The following is a 16,554-nucleotide window of genomic DNA, read 5'->3' as shown; positions in this document are numbered from 1 at the left end:
GAACTCCTTGTGGGTTGCGCCACGCAAGGCGCGGCGCTGGGGGCATGGGGTCGGATTCTAGGAACGGGGGGTATATATTTCCATTCTTCAAAATGGATTTATTCATACCTGATCAATATGGAAACCCGGCATCTGCGCTACTTTCTCGCGGTGGTGGACCAGGGCAGCGTCAGCCGCGCAGCCGACTGGCTGGGCATTGCACAGCCGGCCCTGAGCCAGACCCTGGCCCGCATGGAAAAAGACCTGGGCGTGCAGCTGTTCCAGCGCTCACGCCAGGGCGCCCTGCCCACCCCGGCCGCCCTGGCCATGCTGGACGACGTGCGCACCAGCGTGGCCCGCATTGACGCTGCCGCCAGCCGCGCGCGCGAGATCGCCAGGGGCAGTGCGGGCCAGTTGACCGTGGGCCTGGTGTCCTCGGCGCTTTTCGGCACCCTGCCCCGCGCCCTGCGCGCGTTGCGGCAGCAGGCGCCCGGCGTGCGCGTCATCCTGCGCGAGATGAGCAATGCCGAGCAGGCCGAGGCCCTGCAGACCGGCGCCATCGACATCGGCCTCATGCACACGCCCGTGGCCGTGGGCGGGCGCATGCGCGAGCGCCAGCTGCTGCGCGAGCGCCTGGTGGCCGCCGTGCCCGATGAATTCCAGATCGGCGAGGACGGCCAAGTCAGCCTGGCCCAGATCGCCGATGCCGGGCTGGTGATGTACCCGCAAGCGCAATTGCCCGTGCTGCATGCCGGCATCCTCGACGCGCTGCGCAAGGCCGGGCACGAAGCCCATGTGGCGCAGGAAGCCAACCGCACCCTCACCGTGCTGGCTTGCGTGGCCGGCGGCTGCGGCGTGGCCCTTCTGCCCAGCTGGATACGCTCCATGGACTTTCGCGGCGTGCGCTTTTGCGAGGTGCGTGATGGCCAGGCCCTGCCCAGCCTGGACCTCAGCGCCATCTGGCCCGCACGCTCCACGCCCACGCTGGCCGACCTGTTCGCGCACCTGGAGTTGGGCGAAGACTGAGCTCTCCTTAGCCCGCTGCAACCATGTGCAGCGCGGCACAGCCTGGCACCACCGAGCGCGGCCCGGCGCCCGTGCAAGAAGCGGGATGCGCGTCCGCCTGCGGCGCACCACAAACCGCTTTCCCTCATTCACGGAAAGAAAAGGTGCGAGATGCAGCCATCGCCACAGCAACTCCACGGAAAAGTCGCCCTCATCACGGGCGCCAGCTCAGGCATAGGCCGCGAAGCCGCCAGGCTGTTTGCCCGCCACGGCGCCAGGCTGGTCCTCACGGCCCGCCGCCAGCCGGAACTGCAGACGCTGGTGGCAGAGATCGAGCAGGACGGCGGCCAGACCATCGCGCTGGCCGGCGACGTGCGGGACGAGCCGCTGGCACAGGCCCTGGTCGAGACCGCCACGGAGCGCTTTGGCGGCCTGGACATCGCCTTCAACAATGCAGGCATGACCGGCGATCCCTGCGCCCTCCCCGATCTCTCGCTGCAGGCCTGGCAGGACGCCATCGCCACCAACCTCACCAGTGCCTTTCTGGGCGCCAAGCACCAGATACCGGCCCTGCTGGCACGCGGCGGCGGCTCGCTGATCTTCACGTCCACCTTCGTGGGCCATACGGCGGGCCTGCCCGGCATGGGCGCCTATGCCGCCAGCAAGGCTGGCCTCGTCGGCCTCACCCAGGTCATCGCCGCCGAATACGGCCCCCGCGGCCTGCGCGCCAACGCCCTGCTGCCCGGGGGCACCGACACTCCCATGGGCCGCGCCAGCACCCCCACGCCCGAGGTGCGCGCCTTCGTCGAAAACCTGCACGCGCTCAAGCGCCTCGCCACGCCCGCAGAAATCGCGGCGGCGGCGCTGTTTCTGGCGTCGGACGCATCCAGCTTCATCACGGGGACGGCCATGGTGGTCGATGGTGGCGTGTCCATCAACCGGACTTGAACGAGATCCCTGGCCGGCATGCCCCGGGCCAGGGGCCGCAGCGCCTGGACCGCATCTGTCCCATGCGGCTTACCGGTATGTCCTGGCCATGCCTGCCCGTGCAACTTCAGGGCCGTCGCTGCAATGGCGGCCCGGCTTGATTTACTGCTCCAGCTGCCGGGCGTGGTTGTTTTGCGGATCGCCTGCGCCGGCCTTTTCAGGAGGATAGAAAGGAATGGATTCATCCCCAGGCAATGCGCCGTGCGAGGCATGCTCGAAGAAGAAGTAGATGCCTTCGTGCTGCATCCACCGCGGGACAAGGTCGCAATCGCTTTCGTTGTATTGAACGCAGCAGTACCCGCTGCGATTGCCGCGCGTGAGTTTCTTTCGCAGCGGATGGCCATAGACGCCCAATACCTGCTCGATGATGTCGGGCACGGTCTGGTTCTGGAGGATGCGAAAGTCGCTCCTGCGCTTGGCCAGCCACAGCCAGGGGCTCAGGCGGGCCTTGCAGGCGTAGCCGCGGTGGACCTGGCCCTGCATGCCCAGGCGGGCGACGATTCCGTAGATGTAGCGCATTGCGCCGCCCTGGATTTGTATTTCTAGGGTGGTGCTTTATCCAACAGGGCCTTGGCGAAGATGCTTTCGCTGAGCATTTCCCAATCGAGGCTGAAAGGCTGGCTGATCTTTTTCTGGCCGCGCAATTCGCAAAAATGCACTTCATGGCCCAATCGCCTGTGGATCGCGACTCGGAATGTCATTGCGCAAACCACCCTGGGCGCCAGTTCCGGGGCGGCGTCCTTTCCCCTTTCAAGGAAACGGATCATGGACAAACGAAGCGCATTGAGGCAATCTACCCGTATTGGCAATACACTGTCCATGTAAGTAATTGCATCTCACCTTGGGCCGGCACCGCCTCTTGCAGCCCTGACGGTAAGCACCACACACACCTTCATTCCAAGCACTCTTCAATCAATAGATCAATTACATCCCATTACAGCATTGTTGACGGCTATGGCATTTAACCAGCGCATAAGGTCCATCGAATGCTCACCACATATACTCGCGAAAACTGGCAGGAATGGAGCATCTGGTTTATGTCAAATGGAATTTCTTCTCCTTGGGGCAGAGATCCATTGCACACACTGCATCTCCATGCTTGTCGGACCCGCAGGTAAACACAGTGTAAATTTCAGCTGTGAGCGCTCGTGAGCACTGATTAATCGCGTCGAGATTGTTATAGTAAATAACGGAACCACCATGACTAGACACACTCAGCCCATCGTGGAGCGCTTGTTCAGGCCTATGGAACGCTCGACCCGTCAACGCAGTTCGATACGCACGGTCATGGAAGAGGCTGGACGCCCCTTGCTTCCGGCCGAGATCCTCGGCGCAGCGCAGCGCGAGGTGCCAGCCATCGGGCTGGCCACGGTGTACCGCAACATCAAGCAGCTGATGGAAGCGGGCGAAGTGCAGGCCGTGGACCTGCCCGGCGAGGCCACGCGCTACGAACTCAGCGGCCGCGCCCACCACCACCATTTCCGCTGCATGAGCTGCAACCGCGTGTTCAACGTGCCCGGCTGTCCGGGCGACATGCAGCGCATCGCCCCCGAAGGCTTTGTGGTGGAGCGCCATGAGATGACGCTGTACGGCGTCTGCAGCGACTGCCACCAGAACGTGCAATAACAGGGAGCCGCCCGCCTCAGGCTCAGCCTCGGGCCCACGGATCCAAGAAGATGACAGCCATGGTGCAGGCCCCGCCTGAACCATGGCTGTTTCCTTTTTCACTCGCCCTTGGCCTCAGCGCCTGCCCGGCCGCACGCGGCCTGCGGCAACACCGCCGGCCAGCAAGGCCAGCGCAGCCACCACCCACAGCATTGCCGTCTGCCCCCAGGCCTGCCGCGCAGGCCGTGGGCTGGCCGTGAAGACGGGCTGGGCTGCAAAATCATGCGCACCGAATGTGCGGTCCTCAAACAGGTAGGGATAGAGGAAGGCGCGCAGGCGTGCGTGAAAGGCGGCGATGTCGTCCTGATAGGCCAGTTGCGCCAGCAGGTCGGTGCCGGCCTGGCGGTGCAGCGCGGCCTGCACGCCCACGCCGGGCAGCAGCCAGCCCAGGCGTCCGGTCCAGGCCTGGCGTGCCTGCAGGCCGGCGCGGTAGGCGGCGAACTGGGGCGCGACACTTTCATCGCCGAGCTGCTGGAAGGCGTAGTACCACTTCCAGTGAAAGCCTGCAGGCAGCGCCGCGGTGTCGCGCCATTCGGGGTGGTTGCGGAAAAAGCGCTCCATGGTCTGCTCGCGCGGCAGGTCCCAGGCGCCATGCACGGTCTGGCGCTGGGCCAGCATCAGCTCCACGCCCTGGCTCACGGGGATGGCGCGCGAGAGTGCGGCATTGGCCAGCGTGGGCAGCACCAGGGTCAGCACGGCCCAGCAGCCCATGAGGGCCATGGCATTGGCGACCGAGCTGCCGCCCAGCGCGGCAACCACCAGGCACAGGCCGCTCCAGAAAACCACATAGGCCGTGGCGGACAGCAGCACCGTGGCAAGGGCACCCGCCGATGCCCCGCCGGCCAGTGCGCCTGCCAGGGCAGGCAGCGCCACGCAGGCCAGCACCAGCACGGAACGCAGTCCCGCACGGCGCAGCCACAGCCGCTGCCCGGTGCCAGGCATGGCCTGCAGCATGCCCAGGCGACCCGATTCGCGCTCGCCCGAGACCAGGTCGTAGAGCAGCGCAATCAGGAACAGCGGCACCAGGTAGACCAGCACAAAGGCGAAGTCGAAGCGGCCCGCCAGCGCCAGTTCCGGGTTGAAGCTTTCGCCTTCATGCAGCTGTGCCTGCAGCGCCAGGGCGCGCACGCGCAGCACATAGGGCGCGGCATCACGCAGGCCCAGGGCGAGGAAGGCCGTGGACGATGGCGCATCCCAGGTGGCGTGAAAGCCGTAATAGGCCACCGAGCCTGCGTCACCGGACTGGGCATGCCGGCTTGCCTGGGCCGCCATGTCCTGCTGCTGCAGTTGCGCAAGGCGGTCCAGGGTCAGGCGTTGCGAAGCGATCTCGCGCAGGCCAGACAGCACGGCCAGCGTGGACAGCAGCAACAGCAAGGCCAGGGCGCACAGCGCCAGGCGCGAGCGCGTCAGAAGACGCCATTCATGCAGGAGCCAGCTCATCGCGCCACCCTCCCCAGCCGTTGCGTGGCCAGCAGCAAGGCCACCGTCAATACAGCCAGCCATGCCAGCAGCACATAGGCGGCAGGCGCCGCGCGACGCAGGGCCGCCAGCGGTGGATCGGGCTCGTGGTGGAAATCGGAGACGCCGCGCCAGTGCTCGTGGCCGATGCGGTTGTCGCGGCTCGATCGGTCGCCCGCATAGCTGAGCTTGTCCACCTGCAGGCGGTTGAGGGCCTGCACCATGCGGTAGCGATGCTGCTCGGCCTGCTCCAGAAAGCGCCGGTAGCCTTGCAAGTCGGTCCCGGCCACGGCCATGGACAGGCGGCGCAGCGCGATCACGGGGCTGATCAGGGCAAATGCGTCAGCCCGGCGCAGTTGCTCGGCCTGCAGATCGAAGCTGGCCTCGGCATGGCGCCTGAAGAGTTCACTCGTCAACCGCTCGCCTTCCATGCCGACCAGTCCCTTGTAGTTGACGGGCAGATCCTCGACGCGCGAGACACCGTACTGCGCCAGCACCCTGGCGCGGAAAGCGGCGAAATAGGGATCGTCGGGATTGTGGCTGTCGCCCAGCGCCGCCAGCTCGCGCGCGGTGGCGATGTCGGTCTCGAAGCGCGTGGGCAGCGCCAGGGCAGATCCCACCAGCTCCGGCACCAGACGGGGCAGCAGCACCACGGCGACGGCCCAGGCCGCCAGCAGGGCCAGCAAGGCATCGCGCCCGCGCCGCATGAAGGCCGAGACAGCGACGATGCCCACCGCCCAGAGCATCAGCCACAGCACATGGCCTGCCGCCAGGGTGGCCACCAGGCTGATGGGCACCGGCGTGGCCACGACCATCCAGGCCAGGGCCAGCAGGGCCGGCAGCAGCACCAGGGCCGCCACGCCCGCCAGCGCCAGCAGCTTGCCGGCCACGAACTGCCGCGTGCCCACGCCCTGGGCCAGCAGCACGCGCAGGGTGCCGGCCTCGCGCTCGCGCGCAATGCAGGCATGGCCCATGAAGATCAGCAGCAGCGGCGCCAGCACCTGCAGCACAAAGGCCGGCGTGAGCTGGCCGAACCGCAGCAGCAGAGAGGACTGGCGCACATCGCCGAAGTTGGCGCTGTTCTGGCGGTGGCCCTCCAGAAACAGCGTGTGGCCGGTGTAGGCGTCGATGCCCGCATCGAAGGCCGCCAGCGGATTGAGCGGGCGGAACACAAAATGGCCGTAATGCACCATGCGGTGCGGATGGCGGTCGGGCTGGGCTTCGAACTCGCTGTCCACCTGGGACTGGTGGCGCTCGCGCTGGGCCTGGGCCGCGCTGCGCTGGTCCCAGGCGGTGAAGGCGGCAGCGGCGCTGAGCAGCAGCCACAGCGCCATCCCCAGCACGGCCACGCGGTCGCGCAGCAGCAGGCGCCATTCCTCGCGCGCAATGGTCCAGGCCGCGCTCATGCCGCCGCTCCCTGCGTGTCGGCTTCAATGTGCGTGTTCGTGTGCGCGTCCGTGTCCGTGCCCACCCCTGCATAGTGGCGGTGCAGTGCGCGCACATCGAAGCGCTCCTCGCCGCTGGCCGCCACTTCCTCGACCAGGCGCCCGCCTGCGATGAAGCCCATGCGGTCGGCCACGTCGGCGGCCCCCAGCAGGTCGTGCGTGACCATGAGAATGGCCACGCCCTGCCCGCGCAACTGCATGAGCAGCCGGCTGAACTCGGCCGTGGCCTGCGGGTCCAGGCCCGAGGTGGGTTCGTCCAGCAGCAGCGCCGGCACCCTGCGCGCCAGCGCCAGCGCAATCGCCACCTTCTGGCGCATGCCCTTGGAAAAGCCGGAGACGCGCCGGTCGTGCGCGGCGGCGTCCAGCCCTGCGGCAGACAGCGCCTGGCCGATGGCACCAGCCGCGGCCGGCTGGCCCGCCAGCTCCAGAAGGTAGGCCACGTTCTCGCGCGCACTCAGGTGCTCGTACAGCGCCACGTTCTCGGGGATATAGGCGATCAGGGCACGCGCCTGCGCAGGCGCCGTCCCCGGGTCCACGCCCTGCACGCGCACCTGTCCGCTGCGCGGCCGCACAAAGCCCAGCAGCAGGCTCAGCGTGGTGGTCTTGCCCGCGCCGTTGGCGCCCAGCAGCGCATAGATCTCGCCCGCATGCACGGCCAGGTCCAGGCCCTGGAGGATGGTGCGCTCGCCATAGTCCACCACGGCGCCCAGCGCTTGCAGCACGGGCGTGGAGGCAGAAGTGGGGTTGGAAGAAACAGGAAGGGATGGATGCATGGCGGGGCTCAGAACTTTGCTTGAAGGCCTACCGTGACGGTGCGGGCCGTGCCCGGCGTCACCCACAGCCGGCTGTACGAGCTGGTGTAGTAGGTCTTGTCAAAGAGGTTGTCCACGTCCAGCGTCAGGCGCAGCGTGGGGCTGATGCGCCAGTAGGCAACCAGCTTGGCCGTGGTGTAGCTGGGCAGCTCGAAGGCGGCCTTGCCGGCATCGGCCTCGGCTTGCGTGCGGGCCTGGCCCAGGCGCTTGCCCATGTGGGTGATGCCGCCGCCGATGCCATAGCGCTGGCCGTTGGAGAAGGCGTTCTCGTAGACCGCCAGCACGCTGCCGTTGACCTTGGGCACGTTGAGCAGGCGCCCGCCCACCTCCAGCGTGTTGTCGCGCGAGATCTCCACATCGTTGAGCACCAGGCTGGCGTTCAGGCGCCAGCGCTGCGTGACCTGGCCGGCGAAGTCGAATTCCAGGCCCCGGCTGCGGATCTCGCCGGCCGAGACCGAATAGCCGGCGTTGCCCGGGTCGGCCGTCAGCACATTGCGCTTGCGGATGTCGAACAGCGCGGCCGTGGCACCCATGCGCTGGTCGGCGCTTTCCCACTTGGCGCCCAGCTCCATGGAACGACCGGATTCGGGGCTGAAGCCCGCACCGGCCACATCGATGCCCACGTTGGGCCGGAACGAGCGGCCCGCGTTGGCATAGAAGGTCCATTGCGGCAGCGGCAGCCAGCTCAGGCCCAGGCGCGGCGAGGTCGAGGTCGGGTCCTGCTGGGTGGTCGCCCCCGTGCGGCGGTTGTGTAGCGACTGGTCGTAGCGGTCCATGCGCAGGCCGGCCACCACGCGCCATTGGGGCGAGAGCTTGATGGCGTCCTGCAGGTAGAACGCCGTGTTGCGCTGGCGCTCGAAGGTGTCGGTATTGGCCGTGGGCACGGGGCGCGCGCCGCCGTAGATGGGGTTGTAGATGTTGATGGCGTAGGGATTGGCCGCCGTCGGGTTGGCGCGCAGCATCAGCGTGTCCATCTCGAAACGAAAGCTCTCCAGGCCCAGCAGCAGTTCGTGCTCGATGGCGCCCGTGTGCACCGTGCCCTGCAGTTCCGCCTGCACGGCGATGTCGTCAGACTGGTAGTCGCGAAAGCGCCGCTGGCGCGTGAGGTCGCCATTGGCCAGCAGCGCGTGCGGCTCGGTGGAAAAGCCGTTGATCGAGGTTTCGCGATAGGACAGGCCCAGGCGGCTGCGCCACTGCGCGCTCCACTCGTGCGAGACGATGAACTGGTGGGTGCGGTTTTCCACCGTCACATCGCCGTCGCCCGGCTCGCCCAGGAAGCGGCTGCGCGAGATGGCGCCCAGCCGGTCGCCCACGGCCACCACGCCGCGGTCCAGCGGCGTCTTGTGGCGCAGCAGCTCGCCCGAGTACTCCAGCACCGTATCGCGCCCCAGCTTCCAGGTGAAGGCCGGTGCGATCACCTGGCGGCTGGCGCCCACGAAATCGCGGAAGCTGTCGCGGTCCTCCGCGGCGATGTTGAGCCGGTAGGCAAAGTTCTCGCCCACCGGTCCCGTGGTGTCCAGCGCGCCACGCCGCAGGCCGTAGCTGCCTGCATAGGCTTCCACGGAATGCGAAGGCGTCCACAGCGGGCGCTTGGAGACCACGTTCAGCGTGCCGCCCGGCTCGCTGCTGCCGTAGAGCGCAGCAGCCGTGCCCTTGAGGAACTCGATGCGCTCCACGCCGGCCAGGTCACGCGGCGCATTGAAGCCGCGCCCCGAGGAAAAACCGTTGAACAGGGTGGCCATGCCCACGTTCTGGTCGCCGGGCAGGCCGCGGATGACGATGTTGTCCCACAGCCCGCCAAAGTTGTTCTGGCGCGAGACGCCGCCCACGTAGTCCAGCACGTCGTCAAGCTTGGTGGCGCCCAGGTCGTCTATGGCCTGGCGCGTGATCACGCGCACCGACTGCGGCAGCTCGCGCAGCGGCAGGTCGGTCTTGGCGCCTGCCGCCTCGTCGGTGTGATAGGCACCAGAGGCCGTTCGGCCCACGACTTCCACGGCAGGCAGCAGGGTCTGCTCCTGCGGGGAAGCGGAGGCAGCGGGGGCGGGGCCGGGGCCGGGGCCGGGGCCAGGGCCGGAGGACGGATCCTGGCCTTGGGCCAGCGCAGGCATGGACAGGAAGGCGGCAGCGCTCAGGGCAAGCGGCAGCGGGCGAAGGCGGGGAAGCGGCTTCGCGGGGAAGAAGAAGGCAGTCATAGTGAAAACGGGCACAGGCGCATGCCGCCGGCATCCACAGCCGGCGCGCGCAAACACGGACATGCCGCCGGCACCAATAAGCGCTGGCGGCAGAGAAGGAGAAAAGTGCTTGCGGGTTCAGCGCGGCGGGTCGCGCGATGCAAAGGCCCAGCGGTTCTGCGAGGGGATGGCGCCGCCCACGGTGCGCGGCGGCACCCTCTCAGGCGGCGCGGCCACGGCCAGCGGCAGGCCGAAGTGCGGCAGCCAGGCCGCCGCATGCGGTGCATGGCCCATGCACCATGCGCAGACGGCTTCGGCGGCTTCGACGACTTCAGCCTTTTCGCCAGCCTGGCCGCGTTGGCCGGCCTGGCCGGCCAGCGCATCATCTTCGCAGCCGTTGAGGCCTACAAAAGCCTGTGCAGGCCCGGCCACCGCCTGCCGGATATGCGTTGCGCCGTGCAGGGGCATGCCAATGGCCGTGTTGAAGAACACGGCCAGCAATAGCAGGCGCAAAACAAGCAGACGCATAAGACGGCGATCTTACTATTGACAGTTGAATATCATTAACAACCCGCCGCCATTTTCTGCACAGGGCCGGGACAGCAGCGCGGGAATATGCCACCGGCATGTGACAGTCCGATTGGCGATTTTCAGCCTTGCGCCTATTTATCTGCCGGTCCCACGCCCCGGAAGAACATGTCGCAGATCTGGTCCGCGACCTTCTCCAGCGAGCCCTTGCGGGGGTTGAACCAGGACTGTATGGAGTTGATGCTGCCCAGGATCATGATGCGCGCCAGGTGGATGTCGGCGTCGGCCCGCAGGCGGCCTTCGGCACGCAGGTCTTCCAGCAGGCCGCTCCAGAATTTCTGGTGGCGCTCGCGGCGCTTGATCTGGCGCTCGCGCACCTTGTCGGGCAGCTGGCCCAGCAGCCGGCCGTGGGCCAGGGCGAAGTCGCCATGCTTTACCAGCCCCGCCATCTGGCCCAGCACGGCTGCGCGAAAGCGCTGCTCGGCCGTGGCGTCGGCGCCCAGCGCGGCAAGGCGCTCCTGCTGTTGGCTGATGATGCGGTTGCCGCCCTGCTCCATGACCTCGTCCACCAGTTCCTCCTTGGAGGCGAAGTGGTAGTAGATGCTGGCGGCCTCGATCCCGGACTGCTCGGCAATGTTGCGCATGGTGGTGGCAGAGTAGCCCTGCTCACCGAAGGTACGGGCGGCCAGCTTGAGAAGGGTCTCGCGGGTCTCGTTGCCGTCGTGGGCGCTGGTCTGCCTTCTTGCCATGTCTGCCAGGTGGTGGATCGTTGTAGTGCGGCGATCCTAACAGGCTGTTGGTAGCGCGCCAATCAAGCGTTCGGTGCCTGCCGCCCGCCGACTGCCACATGGCCGGGCCGCGAAATCCGATTCAGGAATCACCCTTGAAACAACTGCAGGCTGCAATGGCTCCGGCAATCGGGAAGCCGATGCGCTTGTCCTGTATAGACAGAAGGCGCCGCCATTCACCATTCGAACAAGCGGTCTTTAACAATAAAAAAAACCTATCCCGCAAATCGATTATTCAAATGAAACCGCAGGTATCAATCAATGCATTGAATAACTCGATCAAATCACATGTAATATATTTTATAAATCGATTTTATGATTTGATTGTTAAAATGCAAATGTTGATTGTTTTCCATAACCAAGGCGGAACTTTCGCGGCCAACGTTGCGCACTCCCCTGAAAAAGCCATGACAGCACGTCGTCTCCAGAGGAGGAAGCGCCAACCACAGTGCTCTGCAAATGTAACAACGGCACAACAGCTTTTGTAAAGTGCCGGTTATCCAGATTGCCCTGGATATAATGCGGATCGCCTTGGAATATGCCCGGGCATGAGAAGAAGCGCCCTACCCTCCATAGAGCGCCAACATCATCAGTATTTGTACTTACGGTGAGTTCTTCATCCCCACTGCACATGCACCAGAATTGACCATTCTGCAAAGAGTCCTGGGTCCAGGCTCTTGCTGCGCAGTTTTCACACAAATAGCCGCACTTAGAAATTCTTCCATCAAGATGACTACATACCAAGAGCTGATTGCCCAGAAAAAATTGCTCGACCAGCAAATCGACGATGCCCGCAAGCTGGAGTCCAAAGCGGCCCTGGCATCGGTGCAGGAGCTGGTCCGTGAGTTCGGCTTCACGGCACAACAGGTCTTCCCCTGGAAGCCCGATGGCAAAAAGAGCGCTCCCGCCAAATACCAGGACCCCGAGTCCGGCAAGACCTGGACCGGCCGCGGCAAGCCGCCGAACTGGATCCTGGGCAAGGACCGCACCCTGTTCGAAATCAAGTGAGTCCCTGCCGCGCATGGGCCCGCCCGCTCGGCGGCACGCATGCGCGGGCATTGCCCGGTTGGAGCGCGAATGGCGCACGGAGGGACATCAGGCCGGCACCACCGCCGTGACCTCGATCTCCACCTTGGCCCGGTCTTCCACCAGATCCGCCACCTCCACCGCCGTCATGGCCGGGAAATGCCGCCCGATCAGTTCGCGGTAGTGCTTTCCAATGGCCGGATAGGCAGCCACGTATTCCTGCTTGTCGGTCACATACCAGGTCATGCGCACGATGTGCTCGGGCCTGGCGCCGCCTTCGGCGAGGATGGCGACGATATTGGCCAGCGCCTGCCGCACCTGTTCCGCAAAGTCGTCCGACTCGAATTGCTGCTGGCCGTTCCAGCCAATCTGGCCGCCGACGAACACCAGCCGGGAGCCGACCGTCATCTCGGTCAGGATGCCATTGGCATAGCCTCGGGGCGCCAGCCAGTCCGGGGGTTGCAGAGTCTTCATTGCTTCATCCTGTTCTCGTTGAATCCATAAAACCGTCCTGCGGCACCAGATAGGCCTGCAGGCGCTCGCGCAGATCGGCCGGCAGTGGCGTGGCCTTCATGCTGCGCAAATCCATGGTGACGATGGTCATGCGCGCAGACAGCCGGCGTTGGCCATCTGGCCCCTCGAAACGCACATCGAACTGGAACGACGCCCCGCCGATGCGGCGCACCTCCAATACCTGGCGCAGCGTGTCGTGCCAGCGGCTGGGCGCCGTGAAATCGCATTGCACCGACACCGTGGGCGTGCCCACCTGGCGCTGTACATGCAGGGTGTGGAATGGCAGGCCCATTCCCCTGTCGAACCATTCCTCGACCAGGTCGTTGACCATCTCGAAATAGCGCGGGTAAAAGACGATGCCGGCCGGATCGCAATGGCGAAACAGCACCTGCACCTGGCTGACGAAGGCGGAGGCCATGGCGCGCGCTCACGGCATCTTGCGCAGCACGAATCGCTGCAGCTTGCCGGTCTCGGTGCGCGGCAGGGCCGGCACGAAGACAATGGCGCGCGGGTACTTGTAGGGCGCAATGCTGGCCTTGACGAAGGCCTGCAGTGTGGCCGCCATGTCGTCGCCGGCCGCAAAGCCGGGCTTGAGCACCACAAAGGCCTTGACCACCTGGCCGCGCTCGTCGTCTGCCGCGCCGATCACGCCGCATTCAGCCACGGCCTCGTGGCGCAGCAGCGCATCCTCCACCTCGGGGCCGGCGATGTTGTAGCCGGCCGAGATGATCATGTCGTCATTGCGCGCCTGATAGAACAGATAGCCGTCGGCGTCGCGCACAAAGGTGTCGCCGGGCAGGTTCCAGCCGTTTTGCACAAAACGCTTCTGACGCTCGTCGGCAAGATACCGGCAGCCGGTCGGCCCCTTGATGGCCAGGCGGCCGGGCGTGCCGTCGGGCACGGGCTGCATGTCGTCGTCCACCACCTGGGCCACGTAGCCGGGCACGACCTTGCCGATGGCGCCCGCACGCACCTCCTCGGGCGGGCTGGACACGAAGACGTGGATGAGCTCGGTGCCGCCGATGCCGTCGATCATCTCGATGCCCGTGGCCTGCTTCCACAGCTGGCGCGTGGCGTCCGGCAGGGCCTCGCCCGCCGACACGCTTTTCCTGAGCGACGACAGATCGAAGCGCGCTGCCTGCGCCGCCATCTGCCGGTAGAAGGTGGGCGCGGTGAAGACGATGGTGGCGCGGAAATCCTGCACCAGCTGCAGCAGCCCTTCGGGCGTGAGCTTCTCAGCCAGCACGGTGCTGGCGCCCACGCGCAGCGGAAAGCACAGCAGCCCGCCCAGGCCAAAGGTGAAGGCCAGCGGCGGCGTGCCGCAGAAGATGTCGTCCGGGCCCGGCCGGATCACATGGCGCGGGAACAGGTCGCACATGGCCAGCACGTCGCGGTGGAAATGCATGCAGCCCTTGGGCGCGCCCGTGGTCCCGCTGGTGAAGGCGATCAGGCAGACATCGTCCGCCGCTGTATCGCAGCAGGCGAAGGTGTCCGGCTTGGCTGCGGCCAGGGCGTCCAGCGCATCGGCTGCGCCGTCGTTGAAATACAGCACGCGCGAAAGGTCCGGGCAATGTTGTTCATGGCCGGGCTGCAGGCACAGCTGCACCTCGTCCTTGAGGCGCACATCGCACAGCACGGCCTGCACCTGGGCCTTGGCGATGATCTGCTGCAGCTCCTTGGCGCGCAGCAGCGGCATGGTGGGCACCGTCACCAGCCCGGCCTTGATGGCGGCCAGCCAGGACGCGGCCATCATGGCGTTGTTGGGGCCGCGCAGCAGCAGCCGGTTGCCGGGCACCAGCTGCAGGTCTTCCACCAGCACATGGGCGATGCGGTTGGTCAGCGCCTGCAGTTCGGCATAGGTCATGGCGGCCTGGTCCGCGCCCTGCCTCCAGCGCAGGGCCACGCGGCCGCCCTGGCCGCGCGCCACCATGGCATCGACCAGTTCGGCCGCGCAGTTCAGGCGTTCGGGATAGGCCACGTCCGGCCCGTCGAGCAGGAACTCGGGCCATTGGTCGGGCGGCGGCAGATTGTCCCGGGCGAAAGTATCGATGTGGGCGGAGGCTTGCATGCGATGTTCCCTGGCTTTGCGTTGAATGGGCAGCCTGCCGCTCAGGCCTTGAGCAGCTCGCGCGCGATGATGAGTTTCTGCACCTCGGTCGCGCCCTCGTAGATGCGCAGCGCGCGGATCTCTCGGTACAGCGTCTCCACAGGCATGCCCGAGACCACGCCCGCCCCGCCGAACATCTGCAGCGCGCGGTCGATCACGGCCTGGGCCGATTCGGTGGCCGTCATCTTGGCCATGGCCGCCTCGCGCGTGGTGCGCGTCTTCTTCACATCGCGCATCCAGGCGGCGCGGTAGGTCAGCAGGGCCGATGCGTCGATGGCAGTGTCCATGTCGCCCAGCGCCGCCTGGGTCAGCTGCAGGTCGCCCAGGGTCTGGCCGAACATGCGGCGCGACTTGGCGCGTGCCAGGCCTTCATCCAGCGCGCGGCGCGCAAAGCCCAGTGCGGCGGCGGCCACCGAGGCGCGGAAGATGTCCAGCGTCATCATGGCCAGCTTGAAGCCCTGCCCCGGCTCGCCCAGGCGCTGCGACACGGGTATGCGACAGTTGTCGAAACGGATGGTGGCCAGCGGGTGCGGCGCGATCAGTTCGATGCGCTCGCCAATGGAAAAGCCCGGCGTGTCCGCATCGACCACGAAGGCGCTGATGCCGCGCGCGCCCGGCGCCTCGCCCGTGCGGGCGAACACGCAGTAGAAGTCGGCAATGCCGCCGTTGGAGATCCAGGTCTTGGCGCCGTTGAGCACATAGTGGTCGCCTTCGAGCCGTGCCTCGCAGGCCATGGCGGCCACGTCGGAGCCGGCATCGGGCTCGGACAGCGCAAAGGCCGCAATGGCCTCGCCGCGCGCCACGCGCGGCAGGTAGCGCTGGCGCAGCGCATCCGACCCCATGAGCGATATCGCACCGCTGCCCAGGCCCTGCATGGCAAAGGCGAAGTCGGCCAGGCCTTCATGGCGGGCCAGGGTCTCGCGCAGGATGCAGACCGCGCGCGAGTCCACCTCAGGCAAGGCCCCACCCCAGGCGCCGCCGGGGCCGGACGGCACGGCATAGCGCAGCCAGCCGGCCTGGCCCAGGGCCTTCACCAGTTGGCGGCAAGCCGCATCGGCATCGTGGTGGTCCACATCGCCCAGGGATTGGGCGCACCAGGCGTCGGCCTCATGCGCCAGCGTGCGGTGGGCGTCGTCGAAGAAGGGCCAGTCCAGCCAGGAGGAATCACGCATTTTCAGTTTCCTTCAAAGACAGGCTTTTGCTTGGCCACGAAGGCCTCGTAGGCGCGGTGGAAGTCGCGCGTCTGCATGCAGATGGCCTGGGCCTCGGCTTCGGCCTCGATGGCCTCGTCCACGCCCATGTTCCATTCCTGGTGCAGCAGCTTCTTGGTCACGCCATGGGCAAAGGTGGGGCCTGCGGCCAGCTGGGCGGCCAGCGCGTGGGCGGCTTCGCCGATCTGTTCGGCGCCATGCAAGGCATTGAAGAAGCCCCAGGCAGCGCCCTCCTCGGCCGTCATGGCGCGGCCCGTGTACAGCAGCTCGGAGGCGCGGCCCTGGCCGATCATGCGCGGCAGCAGCGTGCAGGCGCCCATGTCGGCACCGGCCAGGCCCACGCGGGTGAAGAGAAACGCCGTGCGCGCCGCCGGCGTGCCCAGGCGCATGTCGGCCGCCAGCGCGACCATGGCGCCCGCGCCCGCGCAGATGCCGTCCACGGCCGCCACGATGGGCTGCGGGCAGGCGCGCATGGCCTTGATCAGGTCGCCCGTCATGCGCGTGAAGTCCAGCAGCTCGGGCATGCTCATCTTGGTGAGCGGGCCGATGATCTCGTGCACATCGCCGCCCGAGCAAAAATTGCCGCCCGCGCCCGTGACCACCACGGCCTTGATGTCGGTGGCATAGACCAGGGCGCGGAACAGGTCGCGCAGCTCGGCGTAGGAGCCGAAGGTCAGCGGGTTCTTGCGCTCGGGCCGGTTCAGGGTGATGGTGCCGATCTTGCCGTCGGCCGATACCTGCCACACAAAGGTCCTGGCCTCGTAGCCGGCCAGGGGGCGCTTGTGGTGCTTCATGCTGTGTTCTTCGGGCTGGGTGCTCATGGTGTCTCCATCAAGAATTCAGAAAACGGGGGGAGTGG

The 16,554-nt window shown here is 66.6% G+C and carries 18 protein-coding genes; 5 read left to right on the top strand and 13 right to left on the bottom strand.

Features of this window, described 5'->3' with window-relative positions; genetic code table 11:
• Positions 1-117: 117 nt before the first annotated feature.
• Both DELCS14_RS11820 and DELCS14_RS11815 read left to right on the top strand, forming a co-directional pair.
• Positions 118-1,005 (top strand): LysR family transcriptional regulator, encoded by an 888-nt coding sequence (locus DELCS14_RS11820; protein WP_013801808.1) that lies wholly within the window; start codon positions 118-120, stop codon positions 1,003-1,005.
• Positions 1,006-1,155: 150 nt separating this feature from the next.
• On the top strand, positions 1,156-1,932 hold the full coding sequence (locus tag DELCS14_RS11815; protein WP_013801807.1) for an SDR family oxidoreductase: 777 nt from the start codon (positions 1,156-1,158) through the stop codon (positions 1,930-1,932).
• Between the two features lie 141 nt (positions 1,933-2,073).
• Here the strand turns inward: DELCS14_RS11815 and DELCS14_RS11810 are convergent, their stop codons facing one another.
• Positions 2,074-2,490, bottom strand: coding sequence for a phage late control D family protein (locus DELCS14_RS11810; protein ID WP_043796003.1), 417 nt, complete (start codon positions 2,488-2,490; stop codon positions 2,074-2,076).
• A 23-nt stretch (positions 2,491-2,513) separates the two neighbouring features.
• A complete protein-coding gene (locus DELCS14_RS31175) occupies positions 2,514-2,792 on the bottom strand; it encodes a hypothetical protein (RefSeq protein WP_228676877.1) in 279 nt (92 codons plus the stop codon).
• A 379-nt stretch (positions 2,793-3,171) separates the two neighbouring features.
• Between DELCS14_RS31175 and DELCS14_RS11805 the strand changes: the two genes are divergently transcribed.
• A complete protein-coding gene (locus tag DELCS14_RS11805) occupies positions 3,172-3,597 on the top strand; it encodes a transcriptional repressor (protein WP_012206260.1) in 426 nt (141 codons plus the stop codon).
• Positions 3,598-3,711: 114 nt separating this feature from the next.
• On the opposite strand, the gene DELCS14_RS11800 is transcribed toward DELCS14_RS11805, so the two are convergent.
• From DELCS14_RS11800 to DELCS14_RS11775, 6 genes are all read right to left on the bottom strand, one after another.
• Positions 3,712-5,076, bottom strand: a complete 1,365-nt coding sequence (locus tag DELCS14_RS11800) for a DUF3526 domain-containing protein (protein WP_013801806.1) — start codon at positions 5,074-5,076, stop codon at positions 3,712-3,714.
• The gene (locus tag DELCS14_RS11795) at positions 5,073-6,500 is read right to left on the bottom strand and encodes a DUF3526 domain-containing protein (RefSeq protein ID WP_013801805.1); all 1,428 of its coding nucleotides are present in this window, start codon (positions 6,498-6,500) and stop codon (positions 5,073-5,075) included. Before DELCS14_RS11795 ends, DELCS14_RS11800 begins: the two co-directional genes overlap by 4 nt.
• A complete protein-coding gene (locus DELCS14_RS11790; RefSeq protein WP_013801804.1) occupies positions 6,497-7,312 on the bottom strand; it encodes an ABC transporter ATP-binding protein in 816 nt (271 codons plus the stop codon). The genes DELCS14_RS11795 and DELCS14_RS11790 overlap by 4 nt, the downstream gene beginning before the upstream one ends.
• 8 nt (positions 7,313-7,320) lie before the next feature.
• Positions 7,321-9,543, bottom strand: a complete 2,223-nt coding sequence (locus DELCS14_RS11785) for a TonB-dependent siderophore receptor (RefSeq protein WP_043795998.1) — start codon at positions 9,541-9,543, stop codon at positions 7,321-7,323.
• Between the two features lie 117 nt (positions 9,544-9,660).
• On the bottom strand, positions 9,661-10,050 hold the full coding sequence (locus tag DELCS14_RS11780; RefSeq protein ID WP_013801802.1) for a DUF2946 family protein: 390 nt from the start codon (positions 10,048-10,050) through the stop codon (positions 9,661-9,663).
• Between the two features lie 134 nt (positions 10,051-10,184).
• On the bottom strand, positions 10,185-10,799 hold the full coding sequence (locus DELCS14_RS11775) for a TetR/AcrR family transcriptional regulator (RefSeq protein WP_012206266.1): 615 nt from the start codon (positions 10,797-10,799) through the stop codon (positions 10,185-10,187).
• Positions 10,800-10,933: 134 nt separating this feature from the next.
• On the opposite strand from DELCS14_RS11775, the gene DELCS14_RS30455 reads away from it, so the two are divergent.
• Both DELCS14_RS30455 and DELCS14_RS11770 read left to right on the top strand, forming a co-directional pair.
• Positions 10,934-11,326 (top strand): hypothetical protein, encoded by a 393-nt coding sequence (locus DELCS14_RS30455; RefSeq protein ID WP_157158260.1) that lies wholly within the window; start codon positions 10,934-10,936, stop codon positions 11,324-11,326.
• Positions 11,327-11,567: 241 nt separating this feature from the next.
• The gene (locus DELCS14_RS11770) at positions 11,568-11,846 is read left to right on the top strand and encodes an H-NS histone family protein (RefSeq protein WP_012206267.1); all 279 of its coding nucleotides are present in this window, start codon (positions 11,568-11,570) and stop codon (positions 11,844-11,846) included.
• Between the two features lie 87 nt (positions 11,847-11,933).
• Here the strand turns inward: DELCS14_RS11770 and DELCS14_RS11765 are convergent, their stop codons facing one another.
• From DELCS14_RS11765 to DELCS14_RS11745, 5 genes are read right to left on the bottom strand one after another with little or no spacing between them, the layout of a single operon-like run.
• On the bottom strand, positions 11,934-12,338 hold the full coding sequence (locus tag DELCS14_RS11765; RefSeq protein ID WP_012206268.1) for a RidA family protein: 405 nt from the start codon (positions 12,336-12,338) through the stop codon (positions 11,934-11,936).
• A 4-nt stretch (positions 12,339-12,342) separates the two neighbouring features.
• Positions 12,343-12,795, bottom strand: coding sequence for an acyl-CoA thioesterase (locus DELCS14_RS11760; RefSeq protein ID WP_013801801.1), 453 nt, complete (start codon positions 12,793-12,795; stop codon positions 12,343-12,345).
• Positions 12,796-12,804: 9 nt separating this feature from the next.
• The gene (locus tag DELCS14_RS11755) at positions 12,805-14,445 is read right to left on the bottom strand and encodes an AMP-binding protein (RefSeq protein WP_013801800.1); all 1,641 of its coding nucleotides are present in this window, start codon (positions 14,443-14,445) and stop codon (positions 12,805-12,807) included.
• A 41-nt stretch (positions 14,446-14,486) separates the two neighbouring features.
• Positions 14,487-15,656: an acyl-CoA dehydrogenase family protein gene (locus DELCS14_RS11750; RefSeq protein WP_013801799.1), complete on the bottom strand. Its 1,170-nt coding sequence runs from the start codon at positions 15,654-15,656 to the stop codon at positions 14,487-14,489.
• 2 nt (positions 15,657-15,658) lie between these two features.
• Entirely contained in the window at positions 15,659-16,516 is an 858-nt protein-coding gene (locus DELCS14_RS11745) for an enoyl-CoA hydratase family protein (protein WP_012206272.1), read from the bottom strand.
• Positions 16,517-16,554 lie beyond the last annotated feature (38 nt).

Origin of the sequence: Delftia sp. Cs1-4 (assembly GCF_000214395.1) — a bacterium.
Classification (GTDB): Bacteria; Pseudomonadota; Gammaproteobacteria; order Burkholderiales; family Burkholderiaceae_C; genus Comamonas; species Comamonas acidovorans.
The sequence above is the reverse complement of the archived record's forward strand: the minus strand, read 5'-3'. Positions and strand labels throughout refer to the sequence as shown.